Annotated in this window: 27 protein-coding genes; 14 read left to right on the top strand and 13 right to left on the bottom strand. The window is 59.5% G+C overall.

The features are described 5' to 3' along the window. From VF436_RS08365 to VF436_RS08355, 3 genes are all read left to right on the top strand, one after another. Nucleotides 1-240: hypothetical protein (locus VF436_RS08365; RefSeq protein WP_330903548.1), on the top strand; the 240-nt coding region annotated here is incomplete at its 5' end. A 4-nt stretch (nt 241-244) separates the two neighbouring features. Further along, nucleotides 245-835: a carbapenem self-resistance protein CarG family protein gene (locus tag VF436_RS08360; RefSeq protein WP_330903547.1), complete on the top strand. Its 591-nt coding sequence runs from the start codon at nt 245-247 to the stop codon at nt 833-835. Further along, entirely contained in the window at nt 832-1,599 is a 768-nt protein-coding gene (locus VF436_RS08355) for an alpha/beta fold hydrolase (protein ID WP_330903546.1), read from the top strand. The genes VF436_RS08360 and VF436_RS08355 overlap by 4 nt, the downstream gene beginning before the upstream one ends. Nucleotides 1,600-1,884: 285 nt before the next feature. On the opposite strand, the gene VF436_RS08350 is transcribed toward VF436_RS08355, so the two are convergent. The 8 genes from VF436_RS08350 to VF436_RS08315 form a co-directional block, all read right to left on the bottom strand. Then, nucleotides 1,885-2,850, bottom strand: a complete 966-nt coding sequence (locus tag VF436_RS08350) for a glycoside hydrolase family 43 protein (protein ID WP_330903545.1) — start codon at nt 2,848-2,850, stop codon at nt 1,885-1,887. Nucleotides 2,851-2,977: 127 nt separating this feature from the next. Further along, the gene (locus VF436_RS08345) at nt 2,978-3,274 is read right to left on the bottom strand and encodes a carboxypeptidase-like regulatory domain-containing protein (protein ID WP_330903544.1); all 297 of its coding nucleotides are present in this window, start codon (nt 3,272-3,274) and stop codon (nt 2,978-2,980) included. Between the two features lie 219 nt (nt 3,275-3,493). Further along, nucleotides 3,494-4,111: a CDP-diacylglycerol--serine O-phosphatidyltransferase gene (pssA, locus tag VF436_RS08340; protein ID WP_330903543.1), complete on the bottom strand. Its 618-nt coding sequence runs from the start codon at nt 4,109-4,111 to the stop codon at nt 3,494-3,496. Nucleotides 4,112-4,240: 129 nt separating this feature from the next. Beyond that, entirely contained in the window at nt 4,241-4,942 is a 702-nt protein-coding gene (locus tag VF436_RS08335) for a PspA/IM30 family protein (protein WP_330903542.1), read from the bottom strand. A gap of 30 nt (nt 4,943-4,972) precedes the next feature. Continuing rightward, entirely contained in the window at nt 4,973-5,794 is an 822-nt protein-coding gene (locus VF436_RS08330) for a heavy metal-binding domain-containing protein (RefSeq protein WP_330903541.1), read from the bottom strand. Then, nucleotides 5,791-6,741, bottom strand: coding sequence for a hypothetical protein (locus VF436_RS08325; RefSeq protein ID WP_330903540.1), 951 nt, complete (start codon nt 6,739-6,741; stop codon nt 5,791-5,793). Before VF436_RS08325 ends, VF436_RS08330 begins: the two co-directional genes overlap by 4 nt. A 72-nt stretch (nt 6,742-6,813) precedes the next feature. Continuing rightward, complete coding sequence (locus tag VF436_RS08320) at nt 6,814-7,203, bottom strand: hypothetical protein (RefSeq protein WP_330903539.1); 390 nt, start codon at nt 7,201-7,203, stop codon at nt 6,814-6,816. Between the two features lie 244 nt (nt 7,204-7,447). Beyond that, complete coding sequence (locus VF436_RS08315; RefSeq protein WP_330903538.1) at nt 7,448-7,849, bottom strand: hypothetical protein; 402 nt, start codon at nt 7,847-7,849, stop codon at nt 7,448-7,450. A 220-nt stretch (nt 7,850-8,069) separates the two neighbouring features. Here VF436_RS08315 and VF436_RS08310 point away from each other — a divergent pair, with 220 nt between their 5' ends. Beyond that, nucleotides 8,070-8,957, top strand: coding sequence for a PhzF family phenazine biosynthesis protein (locus VF436_RS08310; RefSeq protein ID WP_330903537.1), 888 nt, complete (start codon nt 8,070-8,072; stop codon nt 8,955-8,957). A 22-nt stretch (nt 8,958-8,979) separates the two neighbouring features. Here VF436_RS08310 and VF436_RS08305 read toward each other — a convergent pair whose 3' ends face one another. After that, nucleotides 8,980-9,888: a Ku protein gene (locus tag VF436_RS08305; protein ID WP_330903552.1), complete on the bottom strand. Its 909-nt coding sequence runs from the start codon at nt 9,886-9,888 to the stop codon at nt 8,980-8,982. A 160-nt stretch (nt 9,889-10,048) separates the two neighbouring features. On the opposite strand from VF436_RS08305, the gene ligD reads away from it, so the two are divergent. From ligD to VF436_RS08285, 4 genes are all read left to right on the top strand, one after another. Next, on the top strand, nt 10,049-12,673 hold the full coding sequence (ligD, locus tag VF436_RS08300; protein ID WP_330903536.1) for a DNA ligase D: 2,625 nt from the start codon (nt 10,049-10,051) through the stop codon (nt 12,671-12,673). Beyond that, a complete protein-coding gene (locus tag VF436_RS08295) occupies nt 12,670-13,167 on the top strand; it encodes a hypothetical protein (protein WP_330903535.1) in 498 nt (165 codons plus the stop codon). The genes ligD and VF436_RS08295 overlap by 4 nt, the downstream gene beginning before the upstream one ends. 91 nt (nt 13,168-13,258) lie before the next feature. Next, nucleotides 13,259-13,411 (top strand): DUF3309 family protein, encoded by a 153-nt coding sequence (locus VF436_RS08290; protein WP_330903534.1) that lies wholly within the window; start codon nt 13,259-13,261, stop codon nt 13,409-13,411. Nucleotides 13,412-13,428: 17 nt separating this feature from the next. Continuing rightward, nucleotides 13,429-13,830: a hypothetical protein gene (locus tag VF436_RS08285; protein ID WP_330903533.1), complete on the top strand. Its 402-nt coding sequence runs from the start codon at nt 13,429-13,431 to the stop codon at nt 13,828-13,830. Between the two features lie 1,134 nt (nt 13,831-14,964). Here VF436_RS08285 and VF436_RS08280 read toward each other — a convergent pair. Both VF436_RS08280 and VF436_RS08275 read right to left on the bottom strand, forming a co-directional pair. After that, nucleotides 14,965-15,516 carry a DUF4142 domain-containing protein gene (locus VF436_RS08280; protein WP_330903532.1) on the bottom strand — a complete coding sequence of 184 codons (552 nt, stop codon included), beginning with the start codon at nt 15,514-15,516 and terminating at the stop codon, nt 14,965-14,967. Between the two features lie 29 nt (nt 15,517-15,545). Next, entirely contained in the window at nt 15,546-15,800 is a 255-nt protein-coding gene (locus VF436_RS08275) for a stress-induced protein (protein WP_330903531.1), read from the bottom strand. A gap of 75 nt (nt 15,801-15,875) precedes the next feature. On the opposite strand from VF436_RS08275, the gene VF436_RS08270 reads away from it, so the two are divergent. Next, the gene (locus VF436_RS08270) at nt 15,876-17,288 is read left to right on the top strand and encodes a deoxyribodipyrimidine photo-lyase (RefSeq protein WP_330903530.1); all 1,413 of its coding nucleotides are present in this window, start codon (nt 15,876-15,878) and stop codon (nt 17,286-17,288) included. Here VF436_RS08270 and VF436_RS08265 read toward each other — a convergent pair. Both VF436_RS08265 and VF436_RS08260 read right to left on the bottom strand, forming a co-directional pair. Beyond that, nucleotides 17,285-18,478 (bottom strand): cation:proton antiporter, encoded by a 1,194-nt coding sequence (locus tag VF436_RS08265; RefSeq protein ID WP_330903529.1) that lies wholly within the window; start codon nt 18,476-18,478, stop codon nt 17,285-17,287. The two genes, VF436_RS08270 and VF436_RS08265, sit on opposite strands and share 4 nt — an antisense overlap. Before the next feature lie 58 nt (nt 18,479-18,536). Further along, nucleotides 18,537-20,024 (bottom strand): MFS transporter, encoded by a 1,488-nt coding sequence (locus tag VF436_RS08260; protein WP_414649829.1) that lies wholly within the window; start codon nt 20,022-20,024, stop codon nt 18,537-18,539. Between the two features lie 132 nt (nt 20,025-20,156). Here VF436_RS08260 and rnk point away from each other — a divergent pair, with 132 nt between their 5' ends. The 5 genes from rnk (at nt 20,157) to VF436_RS08235 (ending at nt 26,257) form a co-directional block, all read left to right on the top strand. Then, the gene (gene rnk, locus VF436_RS08255; RefSeq protein ID WP_330903528.1) at nt 20,157-20,570 is read left to right on the top strand and encodes a nucleoside diphosphate kinase regulator; all 414 of its coding nucleotides are present in this window, start codon (nt 20,157-20,159) and stop codon (nt 20,568-20,570) included. A gap of 194 nt (nt 20,571-20,764) precedes the next feature. Continuing rightward, on the top strand, nt 20,765-23,140 hold the full coding sequence (ligA, locus tag VF436_RS08250) for an NAD-dependent DNA ligase LigA (RefSeq protein WP_330903527.1): 2,376 nt from the start codon (nt 20,765-20,767) through the stop codon (nt 23,138-23,140). Between the two features lie 348 nt (nt 23,141-23,488). Further along, a complete protein-coding gene (gene epmA, locus VF436_RS08245; protein ID WP_330903526.1) occupies nt 23,489-24,463 on the top strand; it encodes an EF-P lysine aminoacylase EpmA in 975 nt (324 codons plus the stop codon). Between the two features lie 2 nt (nt 24,464-24,465). Further along, the gene (locus VF436_RS08240) at nt 24,466-24,849 is read left to right on the top strand and encodes a VOC family protein (RefSeq protein WP_330903525.1); all 384 of its coding nucleotides are present in this window, start codon (nt 24,466-24,468) and stop codon (nt 24,847-24,849) included. Nucleotides 24,850-24,946: 97 nt separating this feature from the next. After that, nucleotides 24,947-26,257 carry an MFS transporter gene (locus VF436_RS08235; protein WP_330903524.1) on the top strand — a complete coding sequence of 437 codons (1,311 nt, stop codon included), beginning with the start codon at nt 24,947-24,949 and terminating at the stop codon, nt 26,255-26,257. Nucleotides 26,258-26,276 lie beyond the last annotated feature (19 nt).

Raw genomic sequence — 26,276 nt, 5'->3', positions numbered from 1 at the left:
CGCCTGATCGGGCGCGTCAACACCACGTTCACCCTGGTGATTTTCCTGCTCATCTTCGGTTTACAGATCGGCATCGGGCATGCACTTGGCCATTGGTCCGCGCAGGGCGGACACTATCCCCTGGTGGCCCACCAGACCGTCTGGGGTGCCTTGGTCGCGGCGCAGCTCGTGCTGGCAGTGTGGTATTTCGCGCCGGGCAGGCATGCTCATGCCCCCGCATCGCTTCGAGAAAAGGAGTAACCCCATGGCTCGGTATGGATTTCGTCGCAGCATGCTTCACGGCTTGCTGTTCATGGCCGGATTCGGTGTCACCGCATGCGTTGGAGCGGCTGAATTTTCCGCGGCCAAGGTGGTGACGCTGAAGAATGGCCTCAACTCGCTGAGCCTTGGCGGCCAGAAGATGGCGATCATCATGGCCGATCGTCCCAACGGCAATGCCCATGGCTTCACCGTGACGTCGTTCTACGCCACATCCGATGGTTGGACGATCATGCCGGTGTTCAGGGACAGCAAGCAGGGCCAGGACGAGCAGTTCAATGTAAAACGTGGCGGTGGCGCCGATTGCGTATTGTTCGATTTCCGTCTGTTGACGATGGACGGCAAGGTCAAGCTGATCCTTGCCAAACGCGATTTTGGCCAGTCGTTTGCCGATGACGCGGCTGTCCACTTCGATGTCTATCGTCTGGAGAGCGGCCACGAGGATGATGTGGGTCGCCCGCCGAGTTATTTCGAATTCGAGCGAAGCATTGCCGCGCGCAAGGCGTACTGCGACGTGGGTGAGGCGTTCCGTCAGGAGCTTGGGCTGGGCGACTATCTGGAGCAAGCAAACCCATGAACGACTTGGCCATCCATTATTTCACGGCGCCCGATGGTGTCCGGCTTGCTTATCGGGAGTTGGGGCAGGGGCGCCCGCTGGTGCTGATCCACGGGTTTTTTTCTACCGCGACCGTCAATTGGCTGCGGTATGGTCATGCGGCCAAGATCGCGTCTCGTGGATATCGCGTGATCATGCCGGATCTGCGTGGACACGGTGACAGTGCCAAGCCGCATGATACGGCGGCGTATCCGCCGGACGTGCTGGCCAGTGATGGCTTCGCGCTGATCGAGCACCTGGGGCTGGGTGAGTATGACCTGGGGGGGTATTCCCTGGGGGCCAGGACCAGCATGCGCATGTTGGTGCATGGTGCCTCACCGGCGCGGGCGATATTGGGTGGCATGGGCCTTGAAGGTGTGCTCGATACAGCCGGCCGAGGCGCGTATTTCCGTCATCTGCTTGGCAACCTGGGCACCTTTCCCCGTGGTTCCTCGGAGTTCATGGCCGAGGCTTTCCTCAAGACAGTAGGCGGGGATCCGCAAGCTTTGCTGTGCGTGCTCGATACCTTCGTCGACACCTCGCGGGAGGAACTGGCGCGCATCACCACGCCTGCCTTGATCGTGACTGGCAAGGACGATCATGACAACGGTTCGGCCAAGGACCTGGCTGACGTGATGCCTGAGGCTCGTTACGTCGAAGTGCCCGGCACGCATATGAGCGCGGTCACATTGCCGCCATTGGGCGATGTGATGGCCGATTACCTGGGCAATGCTGGCGCGGCTTGAACATTTGTTGAGGCAACGGTCTGCGTAAGAGCGACTTCAGTCGCGATGCAGTCTGCGATCCAGTCGCAGATTGGGACTCTAGGTTTCCAAGTTGCGGCCTAATTTGCGATGCAGGCGTAGACCCGGGCTTCAAACCTCCAAGCCGCGACCTGGGTCGCGGCTTGCATCGCGAATACCAGGCAAGGCGCGTTGCGTCTTGAGAGTTTCAAGCGATGCATGGAGCTGCGCGATGTTCGCCGGTGAGGCATGCCGAGCCAGCCACTTCTCTTCACCCATTGACCGTGGTCAATCCAGAGGCATGGGGGCCACGCCCTCGTTGGTAATTTTCACCGGCAAGATATGTCCTTGAGCATCGAAATCCATGCGGTCGATCGCCACCACGCGATGATTGGCTGCCGTTTCGCCGATCGGGCGGCGGTGATAGACGATGTACCAGTGGTCTCCCTTGGTCACGTGATACACCGAATGATGCCCCGCGCCGGTGGCAATACTCGGGTCTTGTTGCAGGATCTTGCCGATGCGTGTGAATGGTCCTAACGGCGAATCGGCGATGGCATACGCCACCGAATAATCAGGGCCAGTCCAGCCCCCCTCCGACCACATCAGATAATACTTGCCGTTGCGCTTGAACATGCACGGGCCTTCGACGTAATCCTTGGGTGTGATCTCCTTGAACTGGCTGCCGTCGGGAAGTGTGGCGATGCCCTTGAAGTCATCCTTCAACCGCGCAATATTGGCGTGGCCCCAGCCGCCGTAGATGATGTAGTAGGCGCCATCGCTGTCTTTGAACACGAACTGGTCGATGGGTTGCGCACCGTTATGGAAGGCGCCGATCAGCGGCTTGCCGATCAAATCGCGAAAGGGGCCCTCCGGATGATCGGCAACCGCCACACCAATGCCGCCCATTTCCTTGTCATTCTGGATGTCATTGGCGCCAAAGAAGAAATAATACTTGCCGTTCTTTTCTACCAGCGCAGGAGCCCACATGGCTTTCTTAGCCCAGGTGACATGGCTGGCATCGAGCACACGCGGATGCTTGGTCCAGTGCACCAGGTCAGGCGAGGAGAAGGCGTCAAAATAGGTCTGCTTGGCATAGGCGTCCGACGTGGTCGGATAAATCCAGTACTGCTTGCCATAGATGGCTGCTTCAGGGTCGGCGTACCAGCCGGGGAAGACCGGATTGGCTGCATGGACGGCCAAAGGCAACAACGCGAACGGAGCGGTGAACAGTATTCTGCAAAGCTGGCGCATGGTGCGAATTCCTGAGCATAGGCCTGGGACCTTAAACCAAGCACGCGCGTTTGCGAAGCTACTCCGCTGAGATTTCCCGGGTTGCCAAGCCGGTCGGAGCATCAAAATCGGCGCTACGGTATTTTGTTCAGCCTTTATGCCCGGCAAGATCTACGTTCGATCCTTTGCCCGCATTGACCGAGAGATGGCGTTGCGCGTGATGTTCGCCCGCCTCGGTGATCGCATAGTGACCTGGTGCCAAGTCATCGGCGCGATACGTACCATCGGGTTTGGCGACGACGCCGATGACCGCGCTGGTGTCTTCGTTGACCACTACGATTTGCGCTGAAGGATCGGCGTAGCCATAGATGTAGCCGGTCGATTCACCGGCCATGGCCGGCGTGGTCAGGAGCACGGCGGCGGCGATAAGCAAGAGCGATTTCATGCAAGCCTCGTTGATGGGTGGGATGATCACCGAGGTTGAGCAAACGTTGTGCCAGCTCATGATCGAGCCGGCAGCGTCACTTTTGCTGTCTTTGGAGCGACCGCGGACGGGAAAGGCATGTCCGCGGACACGGCAGTCAGTCTCCGCGGGCGTGCCCTGGGCCGGGCTGGAATAAGCATGCAGTTGACGTATCCAGCGTAGACGTCACCCCGCCGGATTTCACAGCTTGGGAATGCGAATGCGGCTGATCATCAGCGAGCCGGACACGACGAACAGCAAAACCAGCGGATGAAGGCTGAGTCGGCCGGCATGCACGACGCCAAACCACAATCGATCTCCCAGGGCGCCCATGCAGGCGGCTGCGAACAACATGGCTACCAGTAGCAACGAAGTAGGGATGGGCGTGCCTTCGAAATACTTCACCTTGTCGCCACCTTCCGAGAGCGTCTCGGCAGTTACGTTGTATCGCGCCAAGCGCGACACGCCGCAGGCGACAAAGAACACCAGGGCAGCTTTGTCCAGGGTGCCCTGCATGCCGCAGCCATAGGCCAGGGCGGCAGGCAACACACCAAAGGAAATCACGTCTGCCAGCGAATCGAGCTCGCGTCCCATAGCCGAGGACTTCTGGCGCCAACGGGCAATGCGGCCATCAAGGACGTCGAAGACCAGCGCGACAACAGCCAGTGCGCAGGCCTGGTAGATCCAGTAGACGTTTCCGTCGTCCAGGTAGGACATCACAGAAAACAGGGCGCTCACGCCGCAGACGGCATTGCCCAGGGTGAACCAGTCGGCGAGATGGAACTCGCGGATCATCGAAAAGGGAGTGTTAGCAGGCATGCATAGCAGGGTAGCGCAAGCTCCTTCGACTCCCAAGACCTCTCGCGTCACATACCTGCGTAGATCCTTTCGTCACGCCACCTGCACAAACAGCCACCGCCCGCCTGACGGCGGTGGCTGCCTTTATGCTCAGCCCTGGCCTAGCTCGGCCTTGAGCTTGGCAAGTTCCGCGTCCAGCGCATTGGCTGAGCGCAGGTCCTGCAGTTCGCGCTCGGTCGTGGAGCGATGATCGAGCGGATCCTTCAACACGCCGGCATGCATCAGGTCAGCCATGGCATCGGCTTTGGCCTGCATGCCGGTCACCTTGTCCTCGGCACGACGCATGGCGTCGCCCACGTGATTGAGGTGGTCGCCAACGCCGGTGATGGATTGGGTGACTTTAATCTGGGCCTGGGCAGCGGCGTAGTTGCTTTTCATGACTTCCTTTTGCGTGCGGAACTGCTCGATCCGGCTCTCCAGCGTGTGCTGGTAGCTGATCAGCTTGTCCGCCTGAGCGGCGATATTGTCACGTGCCTTGCCCAGCGATTGCACCTTGTCCAGGGCTGCCTGGCGTTGCGTCAATGCGGCGCGGGCCAGGTCTTCCCGCGACGCCTGCAAAGCCAGGCGAGCGTCTTCCTGCGACTTGGTCGCTTCATTCTGGGATGCGTCGATCTGGCGTTCGAGCACTTTCTGTTCGGTGACCACCTCGGCCAGATGCTGCTTGGTCTCCTGCAGGCCGGTGATCATTTTTTCATACGACAGATCGAGCGTTTCATTGGGATCTTCCAGGCGATTAAGCAGTTTTTGCGTCTTGGCCTGGAGCAGGTCGGCAACACGTCCGAAAATACTCATGTCTATACTCCTTTCAGCGATCGTTGGCCGTCAGTTGTTGACCGACAGCACCAGTTGCGGGTCGGGAATGCGCGATGCATCCGGTTCGGAGCCGATCGGCGTCACGGCCGTACCCACGGCAAAGAATTCGATGATGTGTGGTTGCCAGTTGTGTGAACCCTCGTGCAGGTCCACGCCCACCACGCCTTCGGCCTTGGCGGCCGTCGCTTCGTGCTGCATGCGTTCCATGGCGATTTCGCGCGCGTCGTACAGCGCTTGGGAGAAGTTGGTCAATTCGACGTTGCGGCCGGCGTTGCCAAGCGACTTCAGCAGGCCCTGGTGCGCTACGTGATAGACACACGAGCCCATCACCATTTCCAGCGGGCGATAACCGGCTTGCAGAAGGGTCCAGAAATCCTGGCCGGACAGATCCGACGTAAAAGGCTTGCCGCCCGGCCCCTTGAAACCGGGATGCCCCTGGGCATGGACAACGCCGGTGCCGATCGCGATGAATTCGAGGATGTCGCTATCCCATTCCATGCGCTTGACGGTCAATTGCACGCCCACGATGCCATCGGCGCCCATGCCGACTGCCTCCTCGCGCATGCGCGACATTGCCAGCTCGCGAGCGTGATACATCGCCTGCGACAGGACGGTCATTTCCTGGCTCTGGCCCCATTTGGCGTACTGGACGCCCAGGTGATAAATGCACGAGCCAACACACAGGCCCACGGGTTCGAAGCCAGCCTTGCGCACGAGCAGGAACTCGTTGACGGAGAAGTCGGAGGTGAAGATGCCACCTGTATGTCCCTCGCGGCGAAGGCCCTTGAGGCGTTCCAGGGCGGGTTGCGGAATGGCTGTGCCGTCGCTCATATCGAACCTTCTTCCTGATTGGTGTTGTAGACGTTACGATGACTGGAGGTGGTTTCCAGCAGGGGTGATCGTGACGCGCACATATCCACCACCGGTTGCACCGGGTGAGGGAAGGATGCGCGCCGCTGGGTATCGATCACGGTGGCGATCACGATGTGGCGCCCCAGGTAACGAGAGGGCCTGTTGTTGTCGCCTTCGATTTTCAACAACTGGCCAAAGTGCGTATGTGCAAGGGCACCGTTGCCCTGCGCATGCGTGTCCTGGCGCAATTGCGTCAGGGCAACGCGTCGTACGCGCTCCCAGAAACCGCCCAGTTCCTTCAATGGCTGGTTCACCCAGCCACCTGTTGCCGAAAGATTGCGCCAGCTTTCGGGAAGCCATTCGTAATGCCCGCCGACAGCAATGCCCACCGGGACCACGCCTGCTTCCAGCAGCCGGGCAAATTCCAGCGCCGACACCGTGGACACCACGGGTTCGTCACTGGGCGGCAAACCCTCGATACGTACCGCAGTGCCGATTAACGTGAAATCCATGCTGTCGCCAAGCTCAAGCTCGATCTTGCGCATGCGTACGTCGACCACGGCATGCGCGCCGGCAACGGCGGCTTCGCGTTGCAATCGACGCAGCGCGCTATGCCAGCCACTGGCATGGCCGTTGGTCCACGAAAAGCCGTAGTGAAACCAGCAGGTGCCCGATACGGTGGCGACCGGCCGAATACCATGGCTGCGTGTAAGCGCCAACTCGGCAGGCGTCATGGTGGCGATCCAGGGCAGCTTGCCCTGGGCAGCCTGTTGCAATCGCTCGGTGACGAACGAGGGCGGTCGGTGCTCGCGAAGCGCCTGTTCCCACGCTTGTTGCCGTTGCGCAGGGTCACCGGCCAAATCATGTTGCGTGTCGGTGGCTGGCGGCGGCGCAGCACCATTTTTGAAGCGGTCGAACCAGGACATGTGTACTCCCGATCCGGTCGGGTGCCGATCGCCGTGGCGATGGGCACTGGCCGTCGTGAATGAAAGGTGGGGTCAGGACATCAGGAAATCGTGCAGTACATCCTGCGCGCTACCTGCCAGTTCAGCCATCGACTGGATATCACCGCGAAGGGCGGTCAGCCAGTTCGGGATATCCATCTGCTCGGTAGTCAGTGTCACGCCGCGCACCACCTTGGCGCGCTGGGCCGTAAGACGGCCTGCATGCAGTGCCAAGGTGTAAAGGTGCTGCTGGGCCTCGACATTGATCCGGGTGACATGGCTGGCTCTGGAGAACAAACCGTCCTTGCGGCGCTCGACGCGTACTCGTCCTGGCACTGCTCCTTCGAGCCGCACCGCAAACGCCTCCATGAAAGCCTTCAAGTCGCCTTGTGCCTTGCGAAACCACGCGGCGTTCAGGTCGAAATCGTTCGGTAGACCGCTCAAGCCAGTTGTTCCCGTAGCCGCTGACTTACCCTTGGTCGATGCAACTCCGGCGCGAGCTCAAGGTGTTGCACCTTTAGCGGTCGCGCCTCGCCGATTATTCTGCGCGCGTCAAAACCATTCCGTCCAGTGTCTTGAAGGCAGTGAAGTTCGTTATTTCTTGCGCATTGAATCGTTCGATGCAGGCCAGCTCCCGAGGCGACCACCGTTGATTTTCCCCGGCGGCGATGGGACCACTTGCTGGAGATTACTGCGATGGTTTGCCGCGTGGCCTTGGAGGAAAAAGATAAACCACATTGCCGTTATCAATGGCTTGCTCGCCCATAGGGGCAAAGTCTTCGCTCTCGTAACGGATGCCGGGACGGCCCGATCTTTCGTCGGCCGCAAGAGCACCTACCAGTTCGGTCAGGTAAAGGTCGGCCTGGCGCTCGGACGTGAATGTTTCGGCTGGCTCCACCGCTGTCCAGAAAGGCAACCGCCACTTGCGGTAGTGCGTCTTGCGCCATACCGAGGCGACATAGGTGCGATCTTCGCGCCTGTACAGGTATGCGATCAGGTCGGCTGAAACGACGTGCCGTATGAACACGACATCATCACCGTAATCGAGTTCGGCGGACCAGATGCCGCCATGCATTTCTTCCCAGGGCATCCTTAGCTCGCTGAAGAGGTCATGGCTTGGATAATAGGCGATCGGTGGCAAATTCCTAGCTCTCCAAAAGCTGATTTATGCAAGCTCGTGACCTGGCACCAGGCGAAACAGGCGGCATGAGCTTTGCTTGGCCAATGGGTGCACCGGGCGGAGGGCCTGAACATGGGGGCTATCGCACTACTTTTCGATACACTTGACGTTTGTCTGACAGGATCGCGTCATGGCGCAGCGCCCGTTCAAGCAGGTCGACGTCTTTACAAGAAACGCATTCAAGGGCAATCCCCTGGCTGTCGTGTTGAATGGAGAGGGGTTGAGTGACGAAGCAATGCAGAGCATTGCCCGCTGGACGAATCTGTCGGAGACCACTTTCGTCATCCCTGCGCCAGTGCCCGAGGCTGACTACGCCGTTCGCATCTTTACCACGGACGGGGAGTTTCTGTTTGCGGGTCACCCCACGCTGGGCACTGCCCACGCGCTACTGGAAGCAGGACTTCGACCACGGACGCCGGGTCGATTGGTCCAGCATTGCGGTGTTGGCCTGGTGAACATCGAGGTCGGTGACGACGGCGTCCTGGCTTTCCAGGCGCCGCCCGTGCAGATCGATATTTTCGACGAATCGTTGCGGGACTTGCTATCCCGCGCCATCGGCACACGCGCCTGGCTGGCGCAGGTACCAGCCGCATCCGTGACCATGGGTAACCGATGGCTGGTTGTCGGCCTGGCTGACGCCCGGGCCTGCCTCAATGTTGCCATTGACGTGGCGGCATTGCAGGAACTGCTTGCACGCAGCGAGCATCACGGACTGGCGGTGTTTGGTCTTCATGATGCCGGTGCAACAGAGGATATCGAAGTAAGAACCTTTCTTGTCGAGCAGGGCTCATTCGTCGAAGACCCTATCACCGGCAGCGCCAATGGCTGCATTGCCTGGTTGTTGGAGGCGCATGGCGTGATGGGACACGCGGCAGGTCGCTCGGCTTATCTGGCCCGACAGGGAACCCGAATCCATCGAGATGGGCAGGTCCTGGTGTCCTATCGTGGCCAGACGCCATGGATCGGCGGACATTGCACGACCCTGATCCAGGGCGTCATCGACGCGGATGCCGCATAAACCACATCTAGCTTTTTACCCTCTAGCGCGCCGTCTTGGCGCGCTTTCCCCTGTGCTTGGATGATGTTTTCCTGGATGATGTCGAGCGCTTGGGTGCTCGCTTGGCCGAGGTACTTTTCTTGGCCGGGGTTCGGTGTTTGTTGTTGAGGCTTTGCTGCAACAGCGCCATGAAATCCACTACATTGGTTGTTGCATCTTCATCGCCGAGGTTCTCTTCCACGGCGGGCGTTACCACGCCTTTGGACTTGAGGCGCTTTTCGATCACCCTCTGCAACTTGCCGCGGAACTCGTCAATATATTCTTCCGGATTCCAATCCATGGACATCGACTGAATAAGGCTCTGCGCCATATCCATTTCCTTGCTGGAAATGCGGTACTTTGAAGGCGAGCCCGCCGGCAACGGGTAATCGGCGGCGTCAATCAGCTCTTGAGGATAGCGCATCAGCACGAGCATGAGGGCATCGTCCTTGGGAATGACTGCGCTCAGGTACTGGCGCGTTCGGATGACGACCTTGGCGATGCCGATCTTGTGCGTGCGCTTGAGGATTTCACGCAACAATACATATCCTTTCTCGGCTTTCTTGCCGGGCACGAGCACATAGGGCTTTTCAAAGTATTCCGGTCCTATGCTGTCGGCATCGACAAAGCTCTCCACCTCCACCGTCTCATGGCTGTCGGGCGCGGCCGAAGCAATGTCTTCCGGCTTGAGCACAACATAGTTTCCCTTCTTGTACTCGAAGGCTTTGACGATGTCCTTCCAGGGTACTTCTTCGCCGGTGTCGGCATTGAGGCGTTCATAACGCACTGGCGTGTTGTTGCGGCTGTCGAGCATGCGAAAGTGCAGGTCCGTTGCGCGCTGACCGGACATCAACGACACCGGCACATTGAGTAAGCCGAAAGAAAGCGTACCGGACCAGATGGGGCGGGCCATGGAGAGTTCCTCGAGGGTCATCGCCTGAAGCAAAACGTGGCGAGGGTGAAACATGCGTGACCGTTACGAGAAGGTCATGCGATGTTGCACATGCCTGTCACAGCGCAATACCTAGGGTACTTGAGCATCAACTCTTGGTTTGCCGTGGAGACTGCTATTCGTGGGCCTGCGTCAGTATCAACGCAAACGTGATTTCAGTCGCACCCGAGAGCCGCGAGGCTCGTCGGGTTCACGCAGTGCCAAGCCCATTTTTGTTGTGCAATTGCACCATGCCAGGCGCCGGCACTTTGATTTTCGCCTGCAAGTGGGCGGCGTCCTGAAGAGTTGGGCGATACCGAAAGGTCCTAGTTTTGATCCTGATGTGAAGCGCCTTGCTGTCGAGGTGGAAGATCATCCGTTGGAATACGCATCTTTCGAAGGTGATATCCCGGAAGGTCACTATGGTGCTGGCCATGTGGACCGCGTTGACACAGGAAATTGGCAATCCGAAGGAAGCGCCCTGGCTGGCCTTAAAAAAGGGCATCTGAGCTTCGAGCTTTTTGGTGGCCATCTTAAAGGGCGCTGGCATCTGGTGCGCAGTCACCGCAAGGAACGCCAACCTGTCTGGTTCCTCATCAAGGCAGACGACCGATATGCCGGTGCCTGGGAGGTCGATGACCTGCTGAGCAAGCGCGCGGGCGCATTGGCCAAGACCCCACAAGGGCAGGTTTCGCGCCCGCGGATGCCTGAAGAAATTGACGCCGGTCGGCTGTCTGGTGGACGCGCTGATGCGAAGTCCGGCCAGTCACGCAGTATTAAAAAGCCAGCCCTTGCCAAAATCCACCGATGGTTGGCATCGCTTGATAATGCCCGTAAGCGGAGCATCGATAACAGTTTTTTGGCGCCACAGTTGGCGCGGCTTGTCGATAAGCCGCCAGCAGGTCGCGCGTGGTTACACGAGGTCAAATGGGATGGCTATCGACTATTGGCTTGTATCGCGCAGAACAAAGTACAGCTTTGGTCACGTAATCAAGTCGATTGGAATCGACGGGTTCCGGATATCTTGCATGCGCTTGCATCGCTCGGTCTGCGCTCGGCTCGACTCGATGGTGAATTGATCGCGTTGGACAGCCATGGTCACAGCGATTTTGGTCGTTTACAGCAAGCGCTCGCAGGGGATGTGGAGGCCGATTTGCGCTATATGCTGTTCGATATTCCGTATCTGGAAGGCTATGACCTTAGCGAGGTCCCCTTGGTGGATAGAAAAACCTTGCTCGAATTCTTGGTCGAAGCATCTGGCAGCAATCGTATTCTCTTTAGCGCGCATGCGATGGGTGAGGGTCAGGCGATCTTCAACATGGCGATTAAGCACGAACTGGAGGGCATTGTCTCCAAGCGTGCCGATGCGCGGTACGAAGTCGGTCGCGGCGATAGCTGGAGAAAGGTCAAGCGCCTGGTTAGTGATGAATTCGCGATTGTGGGATTTACCGAAGGGCAGGGCTCTCGTGTCGGCTTCGGCGCGTTGCTCTTGGGTCGCCCGTCTACCGATGGCGGTTGGGAATACGCAGGGCGGGTAGGTACTGGGTTCAGCGATCGGCTACTCGGGACGCTGACCAGTACACTGAAGCGCCACGAACAAAGTCACCCCAGTGTTCACGAGGCTACGATCGATCCGTTGTTACGCGGGGCGCATTGGGTCAATCCTCATGCAGTCGTGGAAGTCTATTTTCGTGGAGTCGGCAACTCGGGGTTGCTAAGACAGCCGTCACTCAAGGCCATGCGTGAAGATAAGTTGCCAGGGGATTTGCGCAAGGGCGATAGAGCCGGGGTCAAAGGAGCCAAGGCGATGCAAGCACCAGAAAAAACATCAGCGTCATCATCGAAAGGTATTAAGAAAAGTATTAAAACGAAGTCGCCGACGCACAATAGAGAGACAATTACCATTACACATCCGGATCGCGAAGTTTATCCGGATGAGGGGATTACCAAACAAGATGTGGCCGACTATTACCAGGTCGTCATGGATCATTTCCTACCCGAGGTCATCGGTCGTCCGGTATCGGTGATTCGTTGTCCCTCTGGAGTCGGCAAGGTATGTTTTTTCCAGAAGCATGCCTTCGATGGCCTCAAGCACACACCGCATGCGCGCTTGCTGGAGGAATCGGGCCAATCGAACGATTATATTTATATCGATAGCCCTGAGGCGGTCATCGAGCTGGTGCAGTTTGGAGCACTGGAGTTTCATCCGTGGGGTTCGACGATAAAAGCCCCTGATCATGCCGATCGTATGATCTTTGATCTCGATCCCGCGCCAGATGTCTCGTGGGGGCGCGTGATCAGTGCCGCAAGGCGAGTACGCATGTTACTGAGAAAGCTCGGGTTGACATCTTTCGTGCGAACAACCGGAGGAAAAGGCCTGCATTTAGTCGTCCCGATCCAGCTTTGTGCTTGGGATTACGTCAAATTTTTTGCGCATGGATTCGCCCAGAGCTTGGCTGAGGCATTTCCAGACGAATTCATCGCTGTGGCAACAAGAAAAAAGCGCGATGGGCTGATCTTTGTGGACTATCTGCGTAACGCTCGTGGCGCGACTAGCGTGGCGTCATATTCGTTGCGTTCTCGCGAAGGAGCGCCTGTTGCCGCCCCCTTGCGCTGGGATGAGCTGGGTAAAACAAAAAATGGTGCGGCATTCAATATCCACACCATGCGCCGACGACTGTCGCGGCTGCGCAAGGATCCATGGGAAGGATTCGATCAGGCCCGCCAGGATCTTTCCAAACTTTCCTTCCCGGAGATCAAATCATGAAGAATCGCCATGTATACAGCACACCAGATATTTCGAGCGCCAATGCGGCCATGGCCGCAGCCCGCCAACATGGAGTGCCTGATGATGATATTTCCCTTATTGCTCGCTCGGATATCGAGCTCGAAGCAGTGCCCGACGACCGACGCGTGGTCGACGGCGACTTTTATCCAGCCGCCTTGCGAGGCGTGACCTGGGGCGGTGCTGCGGGGTTGCTTGCCGGGTTGCTTGCTGTAGTGGTTACGCCGATTGGCCTGACACTGGCAGGTGTAGCCGCTACCACCGTCGCAGGGGCGGCCGTAGGCACATGGACCAGTGCGTTGGCGGGTTCGGCGGTTCCTGATCCGGTGCGACGGAAGTTTGAGGATGAGATTGAACAAGGGCACATTCTGGTTGTGCTCGACGGTGAAAAAGACGTGCTCGATTTAGCTGACAGCGCAATACGTGAATCGGGTGCAACTGCTCTGCCATTCGAAACCCCCTCCATCATCAGCTAAAGGCAAAAACTGGACACCGCATTGACGAGACGACACGCAAGGTAGTGGTGCAAGCCATCCATCCCGGATGTCGATTCGAAGGAAATCGAAGATGTCACTGATTCTTCTGATTGTGCTTATTGTCCTGCTGATTGGTGCCGTGCCGGCATGGCCGTACAGCCGTGGCTGGGGCTATTACCCAAGCGGCGGCCTGGGCCTGGTGTTGATCATCGTGCTGGTGCTCCTGTTGATGGGCATCATCTGAGGGGCTAACGCGCACTCATGACTGAGCCACTACCAGCCATCGCCGTCGTGCAATCGGACCCGTCCGACGCCGCTCATATCGAGTCGAGCTTACGTGAGGCAGGCATGCGCAATCCGATATGGCGCTACATCGACGGCGATGCGCTGGTAGAAGCCTTGCCTGACGTTGCACCGGGAGTACTACTGCCAGTTGCGATGGTGATTACCGAAAGTAATGCCTGGCCATCGATCGCCCAATGGCGTGGTGTGGCCCATGCTCACCTTCTACCTGCGGTCGTCACTTTCAATGATGCGGAGGCGCTGAAGGCCTTCTCGGCGGGCGGCGCAGCCCATGCGGTTGGGACGCTCAAGCCCTTTGAGCCGAGATCCTTCATTCGCTTGCTTGAACCGTTACGATGCCAGTGGCTGCTGATGGATTGACGTGGTAAAGAAGTGGGAAGTCAAGGGGCGATTAGCGAGAGCGCGAAGTCGTGGCTTCCAAGGCAAGCCGCAGCGTCGCGAAGTACGTTCATGATCTTGATGTTTTCCCGCATAGCGATCTCACTAAATCTCGTGAGTCATGACGCAAAGCCGCCTTGGAATTCATGACGCAGGTCAGCAGGGGGTAACGAGCGCGTTCTGGCAGGCGCTTGAAATCTGCTGGATCATGGAAGCCTCATCAGGAGGTGTTGCGGCTCACCTCCCACGCATGGACTTGGGCCATCACTAGAGGATACTCCTTAACCGGCTAAACCATCAGGATGAACAGCGGGCGCCCGCCGTCATAAATGCCCCAATGATGTCTGCTATCAGGAGGGCGATATGGTTTGGCGGTTTGCCTCAGTCGCCTGGATTTGGATCCTCTCCACTCGCCCCCTGCCTTTTAAGCCAATCGTTTTTCGGCCCCCCAGCGTCATGAAAGAACATGTCCCGATCTCGGGCCCGCCAGCGTTGAACCGGCGGAACCGGATCGATGACCGGGGGTGGTTCACCCGGGCCAGGCATAGGAGGGACAGAGGGCGGTGGTGTCTCAGGCGGTGTGTCCGGTGGCACCTCCGGGGGAATTTCTGGTCGGGGAGGAGTGGGCGACGGTGTTGGCTCCACCGGCGCCGGAGGCGGCTGATGAGGGGGTATCGGCGGTGGAATTTCATTGGGCAGGTGCGCGTTCAGCCGCATGGGCTAAGCCTCCTTCAGGAACGTGGGCGTATCTCACATCGTCCTCCGCGCTTTGTGGGGCGGACGTGGATGGAATGTTTAACGCGCGAACATATCTAGCCTTCACTCGGATGCGCGCACTCTCTAAAACACGATCACCGCAGTGAGGGCCGTACCATGAGCAGCCATGACCGTAAGGATTCCCATCACCACCACGACCGGCCGCAGTTTGGCAAGGAGACACCGCAACAGCGAGACCAGCGCAAGCGCCGGGAAAGCGAGAATCAAGATAGCTCGTTGGAAGAAACATTCCCGGCAAGTGACCCGGTATCTCCCTTTGTCCCGGCCAAACCCAGGGAATAGGAAGGCTCCTCGACGTCAGCGTGGGCGGCAGCAGCAGGACTTTGGCCGCCCATTCCATTACCTGGCTTGCAGTCCCTTGGCCAGCTCCAGGTGGTGTTGCAGCAACGGCAACGTGGTAGTGGCGAAGTGCTTCACGTCCGGATCTGAGCTTTCTTGAGTCGCTCGTGTGAACACGATGACTGAATTCTGGTGAGCCTGCACCATATCGGCGACATAGGCCTGATCGAAGTCGGATCCGTGCAAGGCGTGCAGTTTTTTCTGCATCTCGCTGTCCTGCGCAGGCACCTTGGCCGGTTGCGCATCCTGCTTGAGATTGGTGAGCTTGACCAGCTCGCGATTGATTTGCATATGATCATCCAGCAACTGCTGGGCGAATTGGCGAATCTGTTGTGACTTCGCCTGTTGCAAGGCCATTTGAGCCATGACCACCTCGGCGGCGCCGTTGTTGGCCGCCGCCTGAAGGAATTGACGATCCTTCGTGCCCAGACCCCGGCTGGCCATGTCAGTTGCGTGATTGACCTGTGCCCTGGCGGAACTGGTGGCAAGCAGGGGAAGGTTGATTGTCAGAGCCAGTAGCAAGGCCAATCGTATCGGATAGGGTCTGGGCACGAAAACACTCCTGGAAAGGGAACGCGCGGTCAGTTCTCCTGAATCTTCTTACGCCGTCCCTTGCCGCCCTTACGGCCTATTTCAGCCATATGTTGGCGATTGGCGCTGACCGCTTCACCTCCTTTATGCCCTGCCAAACGTGCTTCTCTCGTGTCGAATTCGTGTGCGTGTCCGCTCGCATGGGCTGCCAAGCCACCGCGGCGAGCGATCTGGGCGCGTTGCTCAGGGCTCAGGCGGGCAAAACCACGAAGGGGCTTGCTGGCGATTTCTTCACGTTCATTCATCAGCTCGACTCCATTTGTTCAGCGACGTTTAGAAAAAACAGAGATAACGACCTTGGTCGTCGCTACACTGCACCGATGACTACAGCCATCGTCTGGTTCCGCCGGGACCTTCGCCTATCCGACCATCCTGCCTTGCATGCGGCCGTGTCTTCGCATGAACGCGTGGTGCCGCTCTACATTCATGCGCCGGAGGAGGAAGGTTCCTGGGCGGCGGGTGCAGCCAGCCGTTGGTGGCTGCATCACTCACTTACTGCATTGGAAACGGCTCTGCGGGGGCACCGCGCCAAACTTCACCTGACGTGCGGCGATTCGCTCTCGGTATTGCGTGAAACGATTCGCCAAAGTGGCGCGACCGCAGTGTACTGGAACCGTTTATACGAGCCTGCGTCGATTGCGCGTGACTCGCATATCAAGAAAGCCTTGCGAGCCGATGGTATCGAAGTACATAGCTTCAACGCATCGCTATGGTGTGAACCTTGGGAGATCCTTACCCAGCAGGAACAACCCTATCGCGTTTTCACTCCATTCTGGCGAAATCTGCGCCCGCAGTTGCAGGTGGATTCACCATTGTCGACGCCGTTACTGTCGCCAAGTGCATCCGTCGACGGTGGCGTAACGTTGTCACAACTGGGTTTGCTACCAAAAATAGCGTGGGACAAGGGCATGAGCGAAGCCTGGACGCCCGGCGAAAAAGGCGCTCAGGAGATGCTGGAGTTATTTGCTGACGATGCCTTGGGAGATTACGCCCATGTGCGCGACTTGCCCGCGCGGCATGGCACGTCAAGGTTGTCGCCGCATCTTCACTTTGGTGAAATTTCACCGCGTCAGGCTTATTACGCCCTGCATACTGGCATACAGCGCATGGATGCGAAACGTCGCCCGGATCTTGAGCCTTATTTACGTGAGCTGGGATGGCGTGAATTTGCACACTATCTGCTCTATCACTTTCCGAAAACGCCGAAAGAGAACTTCAACGCAAAATTCGATCGTTTTTCGTGGGCGCGTACCAGCAAGTCACAGTTGAAGCGCTGGCAACAGGGTCGCACGGGCATTCCCCTGGTGGATGCCGGCATGCGCGAGCTTTGGCACACGGGCTGGATGCACAATCGTGTGCGTATGATCGTGGCCAGTTTCCTGACCAAAAACCTGCGCCAGCATTGGCATCATGGAGCGCAGTGGTTCTGGGACACCCTCGTGGATGCTGACCTGGCCAACAACACGTTGGGTTGGCAGTGGGTAGCCGGTTGCGGCGCTGACGCCGCACCGTACTTTCGTATTTTCAATCCGGTCACCCAGGCGCAGAAATTCGATCCCGAGGGGCGTTATCTGCGCCGCTGGTTGCCGGAACTGGCCGATGCGCCGATCAAGTTGCTGCATGAGCCCTGGAAAGACCCGGGCTTGCTCAAGCGCAGTGGATACCCGGCACCCATGGTGGATCTATCCGGGTCGCGGCAGGAGGCGCTGACGACTTACCAGCGCATGCGTTAGCCGGTCGTTTCGGGCGCCTGTACCTTGTCGCCACGCTTGAGCAGCCAGGCCAGCACTGGAGGCGTGACCATGGCGGTAAGCAGGGACATGGCCACGATGATGGCGTATGTGTGATCGTTGAACACACCGGCGGTCAGGCCCAGACTGGCGATCACTACGCCGACCTCGCCGCGCGGCACCATGCCGAAGCCGACGATTGTCGCGCCACGCTGTCCTAGCGACAGCGCACCCAGGTAGCCGCCAAGCAGCTTGGAAACGATGGCGATCGCGGTGACGATGCCCAGCGTGAGCAGGGCATCGCCATTGGCCAGTTGATGCAGGTCGATCTTGCTGCCGGTGATGACAAAGAAGAAAGGCGTCAGCAGTGCGAGCAGGGGCTGGGTCTGTTTTTCCAGCGTGTGCTGTTGGCGGGTCTCGGAGGCAATCATGCCCGCGAGGAAGGCCCCAATGATCGCAGCCAGGCCGAACAGCGTGGATAGATAGGCCAGTCCCAGGCACAGCGCAAGCACGATCAGCAACGGAGATTGCGGATTGACCGGGCGATCCAGCCAGGACGAATTCCAGCGCATCACCTTCGCGCCGCCCAGGCCAATCACGGCAATGAAGCCCACTGCGCCGGCTAGTACCATCAACAGATGCGCCAGGTTGAAGCCTTCGCCGCCTTGAAGGGAGGTCACCACCCCGAGCAGCAGCATGGCCAGAATGTCATCAATGACGGCTGCGCCAAGAATGACCTTGCTCTCGGTGCGCTGTAGTACCCCCAGCTCCTGCAAGACGCGTGCGGTGATGCCGGCAGAGGTAGCCACGAAGGCCGCAGCCACGAACAGTGACTTGCCCCAGTCGAAGCCAGCGCCGTGCGCCCAGAAGCTGCCCATGCCAAATGGCACCAGCACGCCGAGTACGCCAACCAGGAAGGCGGCCTTGCCGACGCGCTTGAGGTCTTCAAGGCGCGTCTCCAGGCCCACGGAGAACAGCAGCAATACCACGCCGATTTCCGCGAGGACATCCAGCGGTGTGCCAGAGAGAACTTCCTCCGGCTTGATCCAGCCCAGAAGTGAGGGACCTATGATGCAACCGGCCGCGATTTCGCCGACCACTCCAGGCAATTTCAGGCGCTGCGCGATCTCGCCGCCAATTTGGGCGGCGAGGAAGACGACGAATAGGGTGAGCAGGATGTCGGCAGCGTGCATCGTATAATTCTTCGATTCGTTCCGTGAGCCGACATCCTACATGTTTCACACTCAGATGCTATCGGCCTGAGGCCTTCCCAGCCTGTCCGCGATCCTTTTTCAGCTGCGCAAACAGTTGGCTGGCCGCGGCCGTGACAACGGCCAGTAACAAGACTGTCCAGCGAAAGGCGGCGACGTAGTCATCATGGGCATGACCTTGCAGCAGGGCTTCCATCAACAACGACGCCAGGGCTATGCCGAAGCTCATCGACAGGTACTGCGCAGTGGAAGCCATGGAGGAGGCCATGGATGCATATTTGACGTCCAGGTCCTGGTACACCAGCGTGTTCATGGCCGTGTACTGCAGGCCCATGAAGCCGCCGTAGAGGAACATCATCAAGGCAATCATCGCCATCGGGGAATCCTTGCCCAGCAGCGCGAAGCTCGCCAGTAACAAGGCCACGATCCAGGTGTTGAAAAGCAGCATGCGGCGGTAACCCATGGCCACCAGCAGGCGATTGACGGCCCATTTGGCGCTGATGGAGCCCAACGCCTGGGGCACCATCATCAGGCCGGCCATCAGGGGCGACCAGCCGCAGCCGACCTGCAGGAACAGCACTACCAGCAGGAACATCCCCGAGACGCCCAGGCGCGTGAATAGGTTGCCCGCCAACGCCACCCATACGTTGCGTATGCGCAAAAGGCCAAGATCCTGGACGGGATGCCCGGTACGCCGGCTGTGCCACACGTACGCCGTGCCGAGCCCGATGGCCAGTAGCGTGCACACACCCACAAGTCCCCATTCGTTGGTGCCGCCGGCTTTTTCCGATGCCGTCAATAGCAGTGCCGATGCACCGGCAAACAGCACGAAGCCTGAGAAGTCGAATCGACTGACATGATCGAGTATGTAATCGGGCATGAAGCGTCGATTCATCCACATGCCAGCCAGACCGACCGGGACGTTGATCAGGAAAATCATGCGCCATGAAGCGTATTGCGCCAGCGCCCCGCCCAGCAAAGGCCCTAACACCGAGCCTAGCAGGCCCACGGTGGCAACGGTGCTCATCGACCGCACGAAGTCGCGTTTGGCCACTGTGCGGACCAGCACATAACGACCGACTGGCATCAGCGCCGCGCCGCCCAGGCCTTGCAGCACGCGTGCGGCAACCAGTTGCGGGAGAGTCTGCGCGACACCGCACAGCAGCGACCCGATTGTGAACACGGCGATGGCGATCGAGAACACGCGACGTGTGCCAAAGCGATCGCAAAGCCACGGGCTGGCCGGAATGAATATGGCCAGGGTCAGTACATAGCTGGTCAGCGCCGTGCGCATGCCCAGAGGGGTGACCTGTAACGCCTCGGCCATGGCGGGCACGGCGGTGTTGACGATGGTCGAATCCAGCGCCTGCATGAAGAAAGCGGCCGCAACGAGCCATATGAGGCCTCGATGGCTGGCGTAATCATCGGTGCCCGCCGGCATGGGGCGCGTATCTGGAGGGGTACCCGCAGCGGCGGCAACAGGTGGTGAGGTGGGGGTTTCCGCAGCGGCGGGAGTGGCATCAGACATGATTTATTCAGTATATCTGTTATGGCAGCTTGATTTTTTGCGACGCTCAAACCAAAGTCAGGCGCTTTTCATCGGCGCCCAGCCAAGGAGGCGAGGGTGCCGGGCCTTGTGGACTTCCAAAGGATTCCCGCCGTGTCTACGCCCAAACCTTCTATTGTCTTTTCCAGTCTCGACGTACAGCGAATCGAGGCCTTGCTTGAGCGAATGCCTCCGGCCGAGGCTGCGCGCTATGCCGACCTGGCCAGCGAGCTGGCGCGTGCCGAGGTTGTCGCGCCTGCCGACATGCCGCCCGGCGTCGTGACCATGAATTCCACGGTTCGTTTCGAAGACGAGGCCGATGGTGACATCGATACGGTGACGTTGGTGTATCCCGCCCAGGCAGGCCAGCCTGGCACGGTGTCCATCCTGGCCCCCGTAGGCAGCGCGCTGCTGGGATTGACGGTTGGCCAGCATATCGAGTGGCCCATGCCCGATGGACGGCATCGTCGCCTGCGCGTGCTGGCGATCGATTACCAGCCTGAAGCGTCCGGCGATCTGCATCGCTGAATCGGGCGCTTTGCCGCAACCTTCGTTGTGCGTATGCATGTGTCTGACGTGCCGACTGGGTAAACTTGTAAGGACCTCGAGAAAGCCTCACCTATCTATCGATCCGGCGTATTCCCCTTGCGGGATTCGCCGGATCGACGACTTCGGGGAGAGCTGTTTCGAAGCCCCGTTGTGGCTGTAATGAGGACGAATGCATGAGTCAGGCCCAAGCAAAGCACCGAGTCGACGCATTGCGCGCGCAGATCGAGCATGCCAATTATCGCTATCACGTGCTCGACGATCCGGAAATCCCGGACGCGGACTACGACGCCCTGATGCGCGAGCTGGAGTCGTTGGAGGCGAAGCATCCGGAGCTTGTCACGCCTGATTCGCCGACACGCCGGGTGGGAGCGCGAGCGCAGGGTGGCTTCGCCGAAGTTCGCCACGCCATTGCGATGCTGTCGCTCAGCAACGCGTTCGAGCAGGACGGCGACAATGATCGGGAGCGTTTCGCCGAGGTAGCCGACTTTGAGCGACGTATCGAGCAGACGCTGGGCCGGCGTGAGCCAGCATTCTCGGTGGAGCCCAAGCTCGATGGCTTGGCCATCAGCCTGCGTTATGAAGATGGCGTTTTTGTACAAGGTGCGACCCGGGGTGATGGCGAGACCGGCGAAGACGTGACAGCCAACCTGCGCATGGTGCGGGCCATTCCCTTGCGTCTGCGTGGCGAGCATTGGCCGCGCGTGCTGGAAGTGCGCGGCGAAGTCGTCATGCTGCGCAAGGATTTCGAAGCCTTCAACGAGCGTGCCCGCCATCAGGGCGAGAAGCCACTGGCCAATCCGCGCAATGGTGCCGCCGGATCGCTGCGCCAACACGATCCGGCGATCACGGCGCGGCGCAAGCTCAGTTTCTTCGCTTATGCCGTAGGCGTTGTTGAAGGCTATGAATTGCCGCAGACGCACTCGCAGACGTTGCTGCAATTGCGTGAATGGGGCTTTCCGGTATCCCCCGAAGTATCGACTGCCAAGGGCTTTGCCGGCCTGATCGCATATTTCAAGCGTATCGGCGACAAGCGCGATGCGTTGCCTTATGACATTGATGGCGTGGTCTATAAGCTCGACGACTATGCCGGCCAGCGCGCCATGGGGTTCGTATCACGTGCGCCACGTTGGGCGATCGCGCACAAATTTCCGGCGCAGGAACAAAGCACCCGGATCGAATCGATCACCATCAATATCGGTCGCACTGGAGCGGCAACGCCGACCGCGCACCTGGCTCCTGTCTATGTAGGGGGTGTCACGGTCACCAATGCGACGTTGCACAACGCCGACCAGGTGGCTCGGTTGGATGTGCGTGTCGGCGACACGGTCATCGTTCGCCGCGCGGGCGATGTGATTCCCGAAGTGGTGCGGGTCATCCTTGAGCAACGTCCGGCACATACCGTGCCCTGGCAAATGCCCGAAACTTGCGATATCTGTGGCTCGGCGCTTGTGCGTGAAGAGGGCGCGGCAGTTTATCGCTGTACCGGTGGCCTGATATGTCCAGCGCAACGCAAGGAAGCGATCATCCATTTTGCCGCGCGCCGCGCCATGGATGTGGAGGGCATCGGCGAGCGTTTCGCCGACGCCCTGGTGGATTTTGGCTATGTGCATACGCCAGCCGATCTCTACAAGCTCACGCTCGACGACTTCCTGGAGATGAAGCGACGTGCGGATGAGCGTGATGGCACGACCCCGGAGACCGTCAAGTCCGGCAAAGTGGCCACCAAGTGGGCCGAGAACCTGATCGAGGCGATCGAAGCCAGCCGACATACGACGCTGGCGCGCTTCCTGTTTGCCCTGGGTATCATGCATATCGGTGAAAGTACGGCCAAGACGCTGGTGGCATGGCTGGGACGGTTGGAGATCATTCGCGCCACGCCCGAGCCTCTTCTGCGCCTGCTGCCGGACGTTGGTGGTGAAGTGGCCAAATCGATTGCCGCGTTCTTTGCACAGGAAGGCAACCAGGCGGTCGTCGATGCCTTGCTTGCCGCTGGCATCACTTTCAGTGACGAAGCCGCACCATCGCCCAAACTCCGCAGCCAGTTGAATCTGGCCGTGCTGCTGGACAACGCAAAGGTGCCCAAGCTTGGGCCCAAGAGTACGCGGTTGCTCGCCGAACATTACCCCACGGTGGAAAAATTGCTGACTGCCGGTCCGTCGCATTGGACCGTGGCGGGCCTGCCGCAGGCGGCGACCCTTGGCCTGGAGGCTTATCTGGCCGACCCTGCGGCGCTTGCCGCTTTGCGCGAAGCCGAAGCGGCCATGCACCGGCTGCTTGAGGTGATTCCCCAAGAGGCTGCGGTGGCGACTTTGCCGCTGGAAGGGCAGACCGTCGTACTCACCGGCACCCTGGCATCGCTGGGGCGTGACGTGGCCAAGGAACGACTCGAAGCGCTGGGTGCCAAAGTGGCGGGCTCGGTGTCCAAGAAAACCAGCTTCGTGGTGGCTGGCGAGGCGGCGGGTTCCAAGCTGGACAAGGCTCAGGAGCTAGGCGTCCCCGTATGGGACGAAGCCGCCCTGCTGGCCCTTCTCGACACCCACGCCTCATAGGAGCGACTTCAGGGAACCTCTAAAAACCGATCCTACCCATGGTCCCGGCGAAAGCCGGGACGTAAGTGGCCTGGCTCTGATGGCGCTACATGCGCTGGATTCCAGCCCTGGGTCCCGTCGGGGGATTCGCCGGAAAGACAATTTCGATGGGAGGTTTTTAGAGGCTCCCTTCAGTCGCGAAAAGCAAGTCGCGACGTGGTCGCGTGGAAGCGCGATCTGCGACTGAATCGCCGATCGCATCGCGGCTGAAGTCGTTCCTACGAGGTGATGGGGCGTGGCGTGCTCCAAAGCCCGGCCACTCACCCGCCAACCCTTACTCTCGTCGCCGGGCCCGGCGATAATTAGCCCATGCCCGCTCCCATTCCCCATCCCGCATCCCGCACCCATGCCCTGCGCTTGCGTGCCAATCTTTACGCGCTGATTCGCCAGTTCTTCGCCGAACGTGGCGTGCTTGAGGTGGAGACACCGATTCTCTCGGCAGCCGGCAATACCGATCCGAACATCGAAAGTTTTCGCACCGGGTTCAGCGGCCATGTCGACGCCGGCGCCCGCGAACGCTGGCTGCGCACCTCGCCGGAATATCCGCTCAAGCGTCTGCTCGCCGACGGGGTGGGCGATTGCTATGAATTAGGGCGTGTTTTTCGCAACGCTGAAGCGGGCGGGCGGCACAACCCAGAATTTTCGATGCTCGAATGGTACCGGGTCGGTTGGGATCACCGTCGCCTGATGGAGGAGACGGTAGGCCTGGTCGAGGCAGCGCTGGCGATGGTGGGGCGGCGAGTCGAGGTGCTGGTGGAAAACTATCGTCAGTTGTTCATCGACGAGTTGCTGCTCGATCCTTTGCATGCTCCCATTGATGCCCTTCGGGAGCCCCTGGCACCCTACAGTATCGACCCCGAAGGCTTGCAACGCGACGACTGGTTGGATCTGTTGATCACCCATGTGCTGCAACCTTCGTTCCCGGTCGACCGCATCACGCTAATCCACGATTATCCGGCCAGCCAGTGCGCGCTTGCGCGTATTCGCCCCGGGGAACCGCCGATGGCTGAGCGCTTCGAGTTGTACCTGGGATGCTATGAACTGGCCAACGGGTACCATGAGCTCAATGATGCACGCGAGCAACGTGAGCGTTTCGAGCGTGATAATGCCGTGCGTCGTGCGCGCGGTGTGGATGAAGTGCCCATGGATGAGAACCTGCTGGCTGTGCTTGACCGCATGCCCGATTGCGCGGGTGTGGCCTTGGGTATCGAACGCCTGCTGATGTGCCTTGCAGGCAGTGACGCCATTGCCGACGTGCTGGCTTTTCCGTTTTCCGAGGCATGACCATGCTCAAGGCCATCCACCATGTGGCGCTGATCTGCTCCGACTATGAGCGGTCGCGCGATTTCTACAGCAAGACGTTGGGGCTACGCATTGTCCGCGAGGTATATCGCCAAGGCAGGCAGTCATGGAAGTGCGACCTGGAGGTGAGCCCGGGTGTCGCCCTGGAACTGTTCTCCTTTCCATCGCCGCCGCCACGGCCGTCACGACCTGAGGCGCAGGGCTTGCGACACCTGGCATTCGCGGTCGATAGCGTAGCTGACGCCGTGCGCGAGTTATCCGGGCGTGGCGTCACGTGCGAGCCGATTCGTGTGGATGAATACACCGGACGACGCTTCACCTTCTTCGCCGATCCGGACGACCTGCCAATCGAGCTTTACGAAGCCTGAGATCGAGGGGGAGACAAAGTCTTTCGGACGTGAAGACGGCGGACCGGCTTCGGTGGTATATGTCTGGGCTGGCTATTCTTTCTTCCAGGTCCGTTCGATGCACGCTGTCAATCCGTTGCCGTCCGAGGTGGGCTCTTCCAGGGGTTTGAGTCGCGGCGACATCAAGACGCTGTTCCTGGCCGCTCTTGGCGGTGCGCTCGAGTTCTACGATTTCGTCATTTTCCTGTTCGTTGCCAATCAGCTCGGACAGTTGTTCTTTCCCACCGGCACCGCGTCCTGGCTTGCCAAGCTCCAGGTGTACGGCATCTTTGCCGCCGGATACCTGGCTCGGCCGCTGGGCGGTATCGTGATGGCGCATTTCGGCGACCGTTCCGGTCGCAAGAAAATGTTCACCCTCAGCGTGCTCCTGATGGCGTTGCCGACCCTGGCCATCGGTTGCCTGCCGGTTTATGGGCAGATCGGCATTGCCGCACCGTTGCTGTTGCTGATGTTGCGCATCATCCAGGGCGTGGCGATCGGTGGCGAGGTGCCAGGTGCATGGGTATTCGTGGCCGAGCACGCACCTCGGGGGCGTGTGGGTTTTGCCTGTGGCAGCCTGACGTCAGGCCTGACCATAGGAATTCTCATCGGCTCGCTGGTGGCTGCCTGGTTGCATCATGTCTTGAGTGCCGACCAGATGCTTGACTGGGGCTGGCGTGTTCCTTTCGTGCTGGGCGGCGCCTTTGGCTTTGTCGCCGTTTGGCTGCGTCGTTGGTTGCGCGAAACACCCGTGTTCGCCGCGATGCGCGAGCGCAAGGAGCTGAGCCGTGAGTTACCGCTCGGCGCCGTGCTGAAGGGCCACATCGGTGCGGTGGTGATGTCGATGCTGGTGACCTGGATGCTGACCGCGGCCATCCTGGTGTTGATCCTGATGTTGCCTGGGCTGGTGCAGAAGCCGTTTCATATCAAGCAGGACGATGTCTCGCTGGGCAACAGCCTGGCGGCGTTCTGCCTGTCGATCGGCTGTCTGTTCTATGGCTGGCTGGTCGATCGGATCGGCGTGGCCTGGGCGTTGATGATCGGTTCGATCACCTTGCTGCTGGGTACCTACGGCCTGTACGGAGACCTGGCATCGGGAGGAGCACATTTCCTCACCTGGTACCCGATCGTGGGCTTCCTGGTCGGCGCAGTAGGTGTCATTCCCAGCCTGATGGTGGCGGTTTTCCCGGCGGCCATCCGTTTCTCGGGTTTGTCGTTCGCCTATAACGTTGCGTATGCCGTCTTTGGCGCCAGCACGGCCACTCTCATCGGTTACATGGCTGAACGCTGGAAGGAAAACGCCCCAGCGCACTATGTCGCGCTGACCGCCGCCGTATCGGTCCTGGTGGCTTTGTATGTGTTGATTCGTCGCAAGCCGCTGGCGCTTTGAACGAAGGAAAGGCGCCCGG

It is taken from the genome of Dyella sp. (assembly GCF_036384435.1).
In the GTDB taxonomy this organism is placed as follows: Bacteria; Pseudomonadota; Gammaproteobacteria; order Xanthomonadales; family Rhodanobacteraceae; genus GSA-30.
The sequence above is the reverse complement of the archived record's forward strand: the minus strand, read 5'-3'. Positions and strand labels throughout refer to the sequence as shown.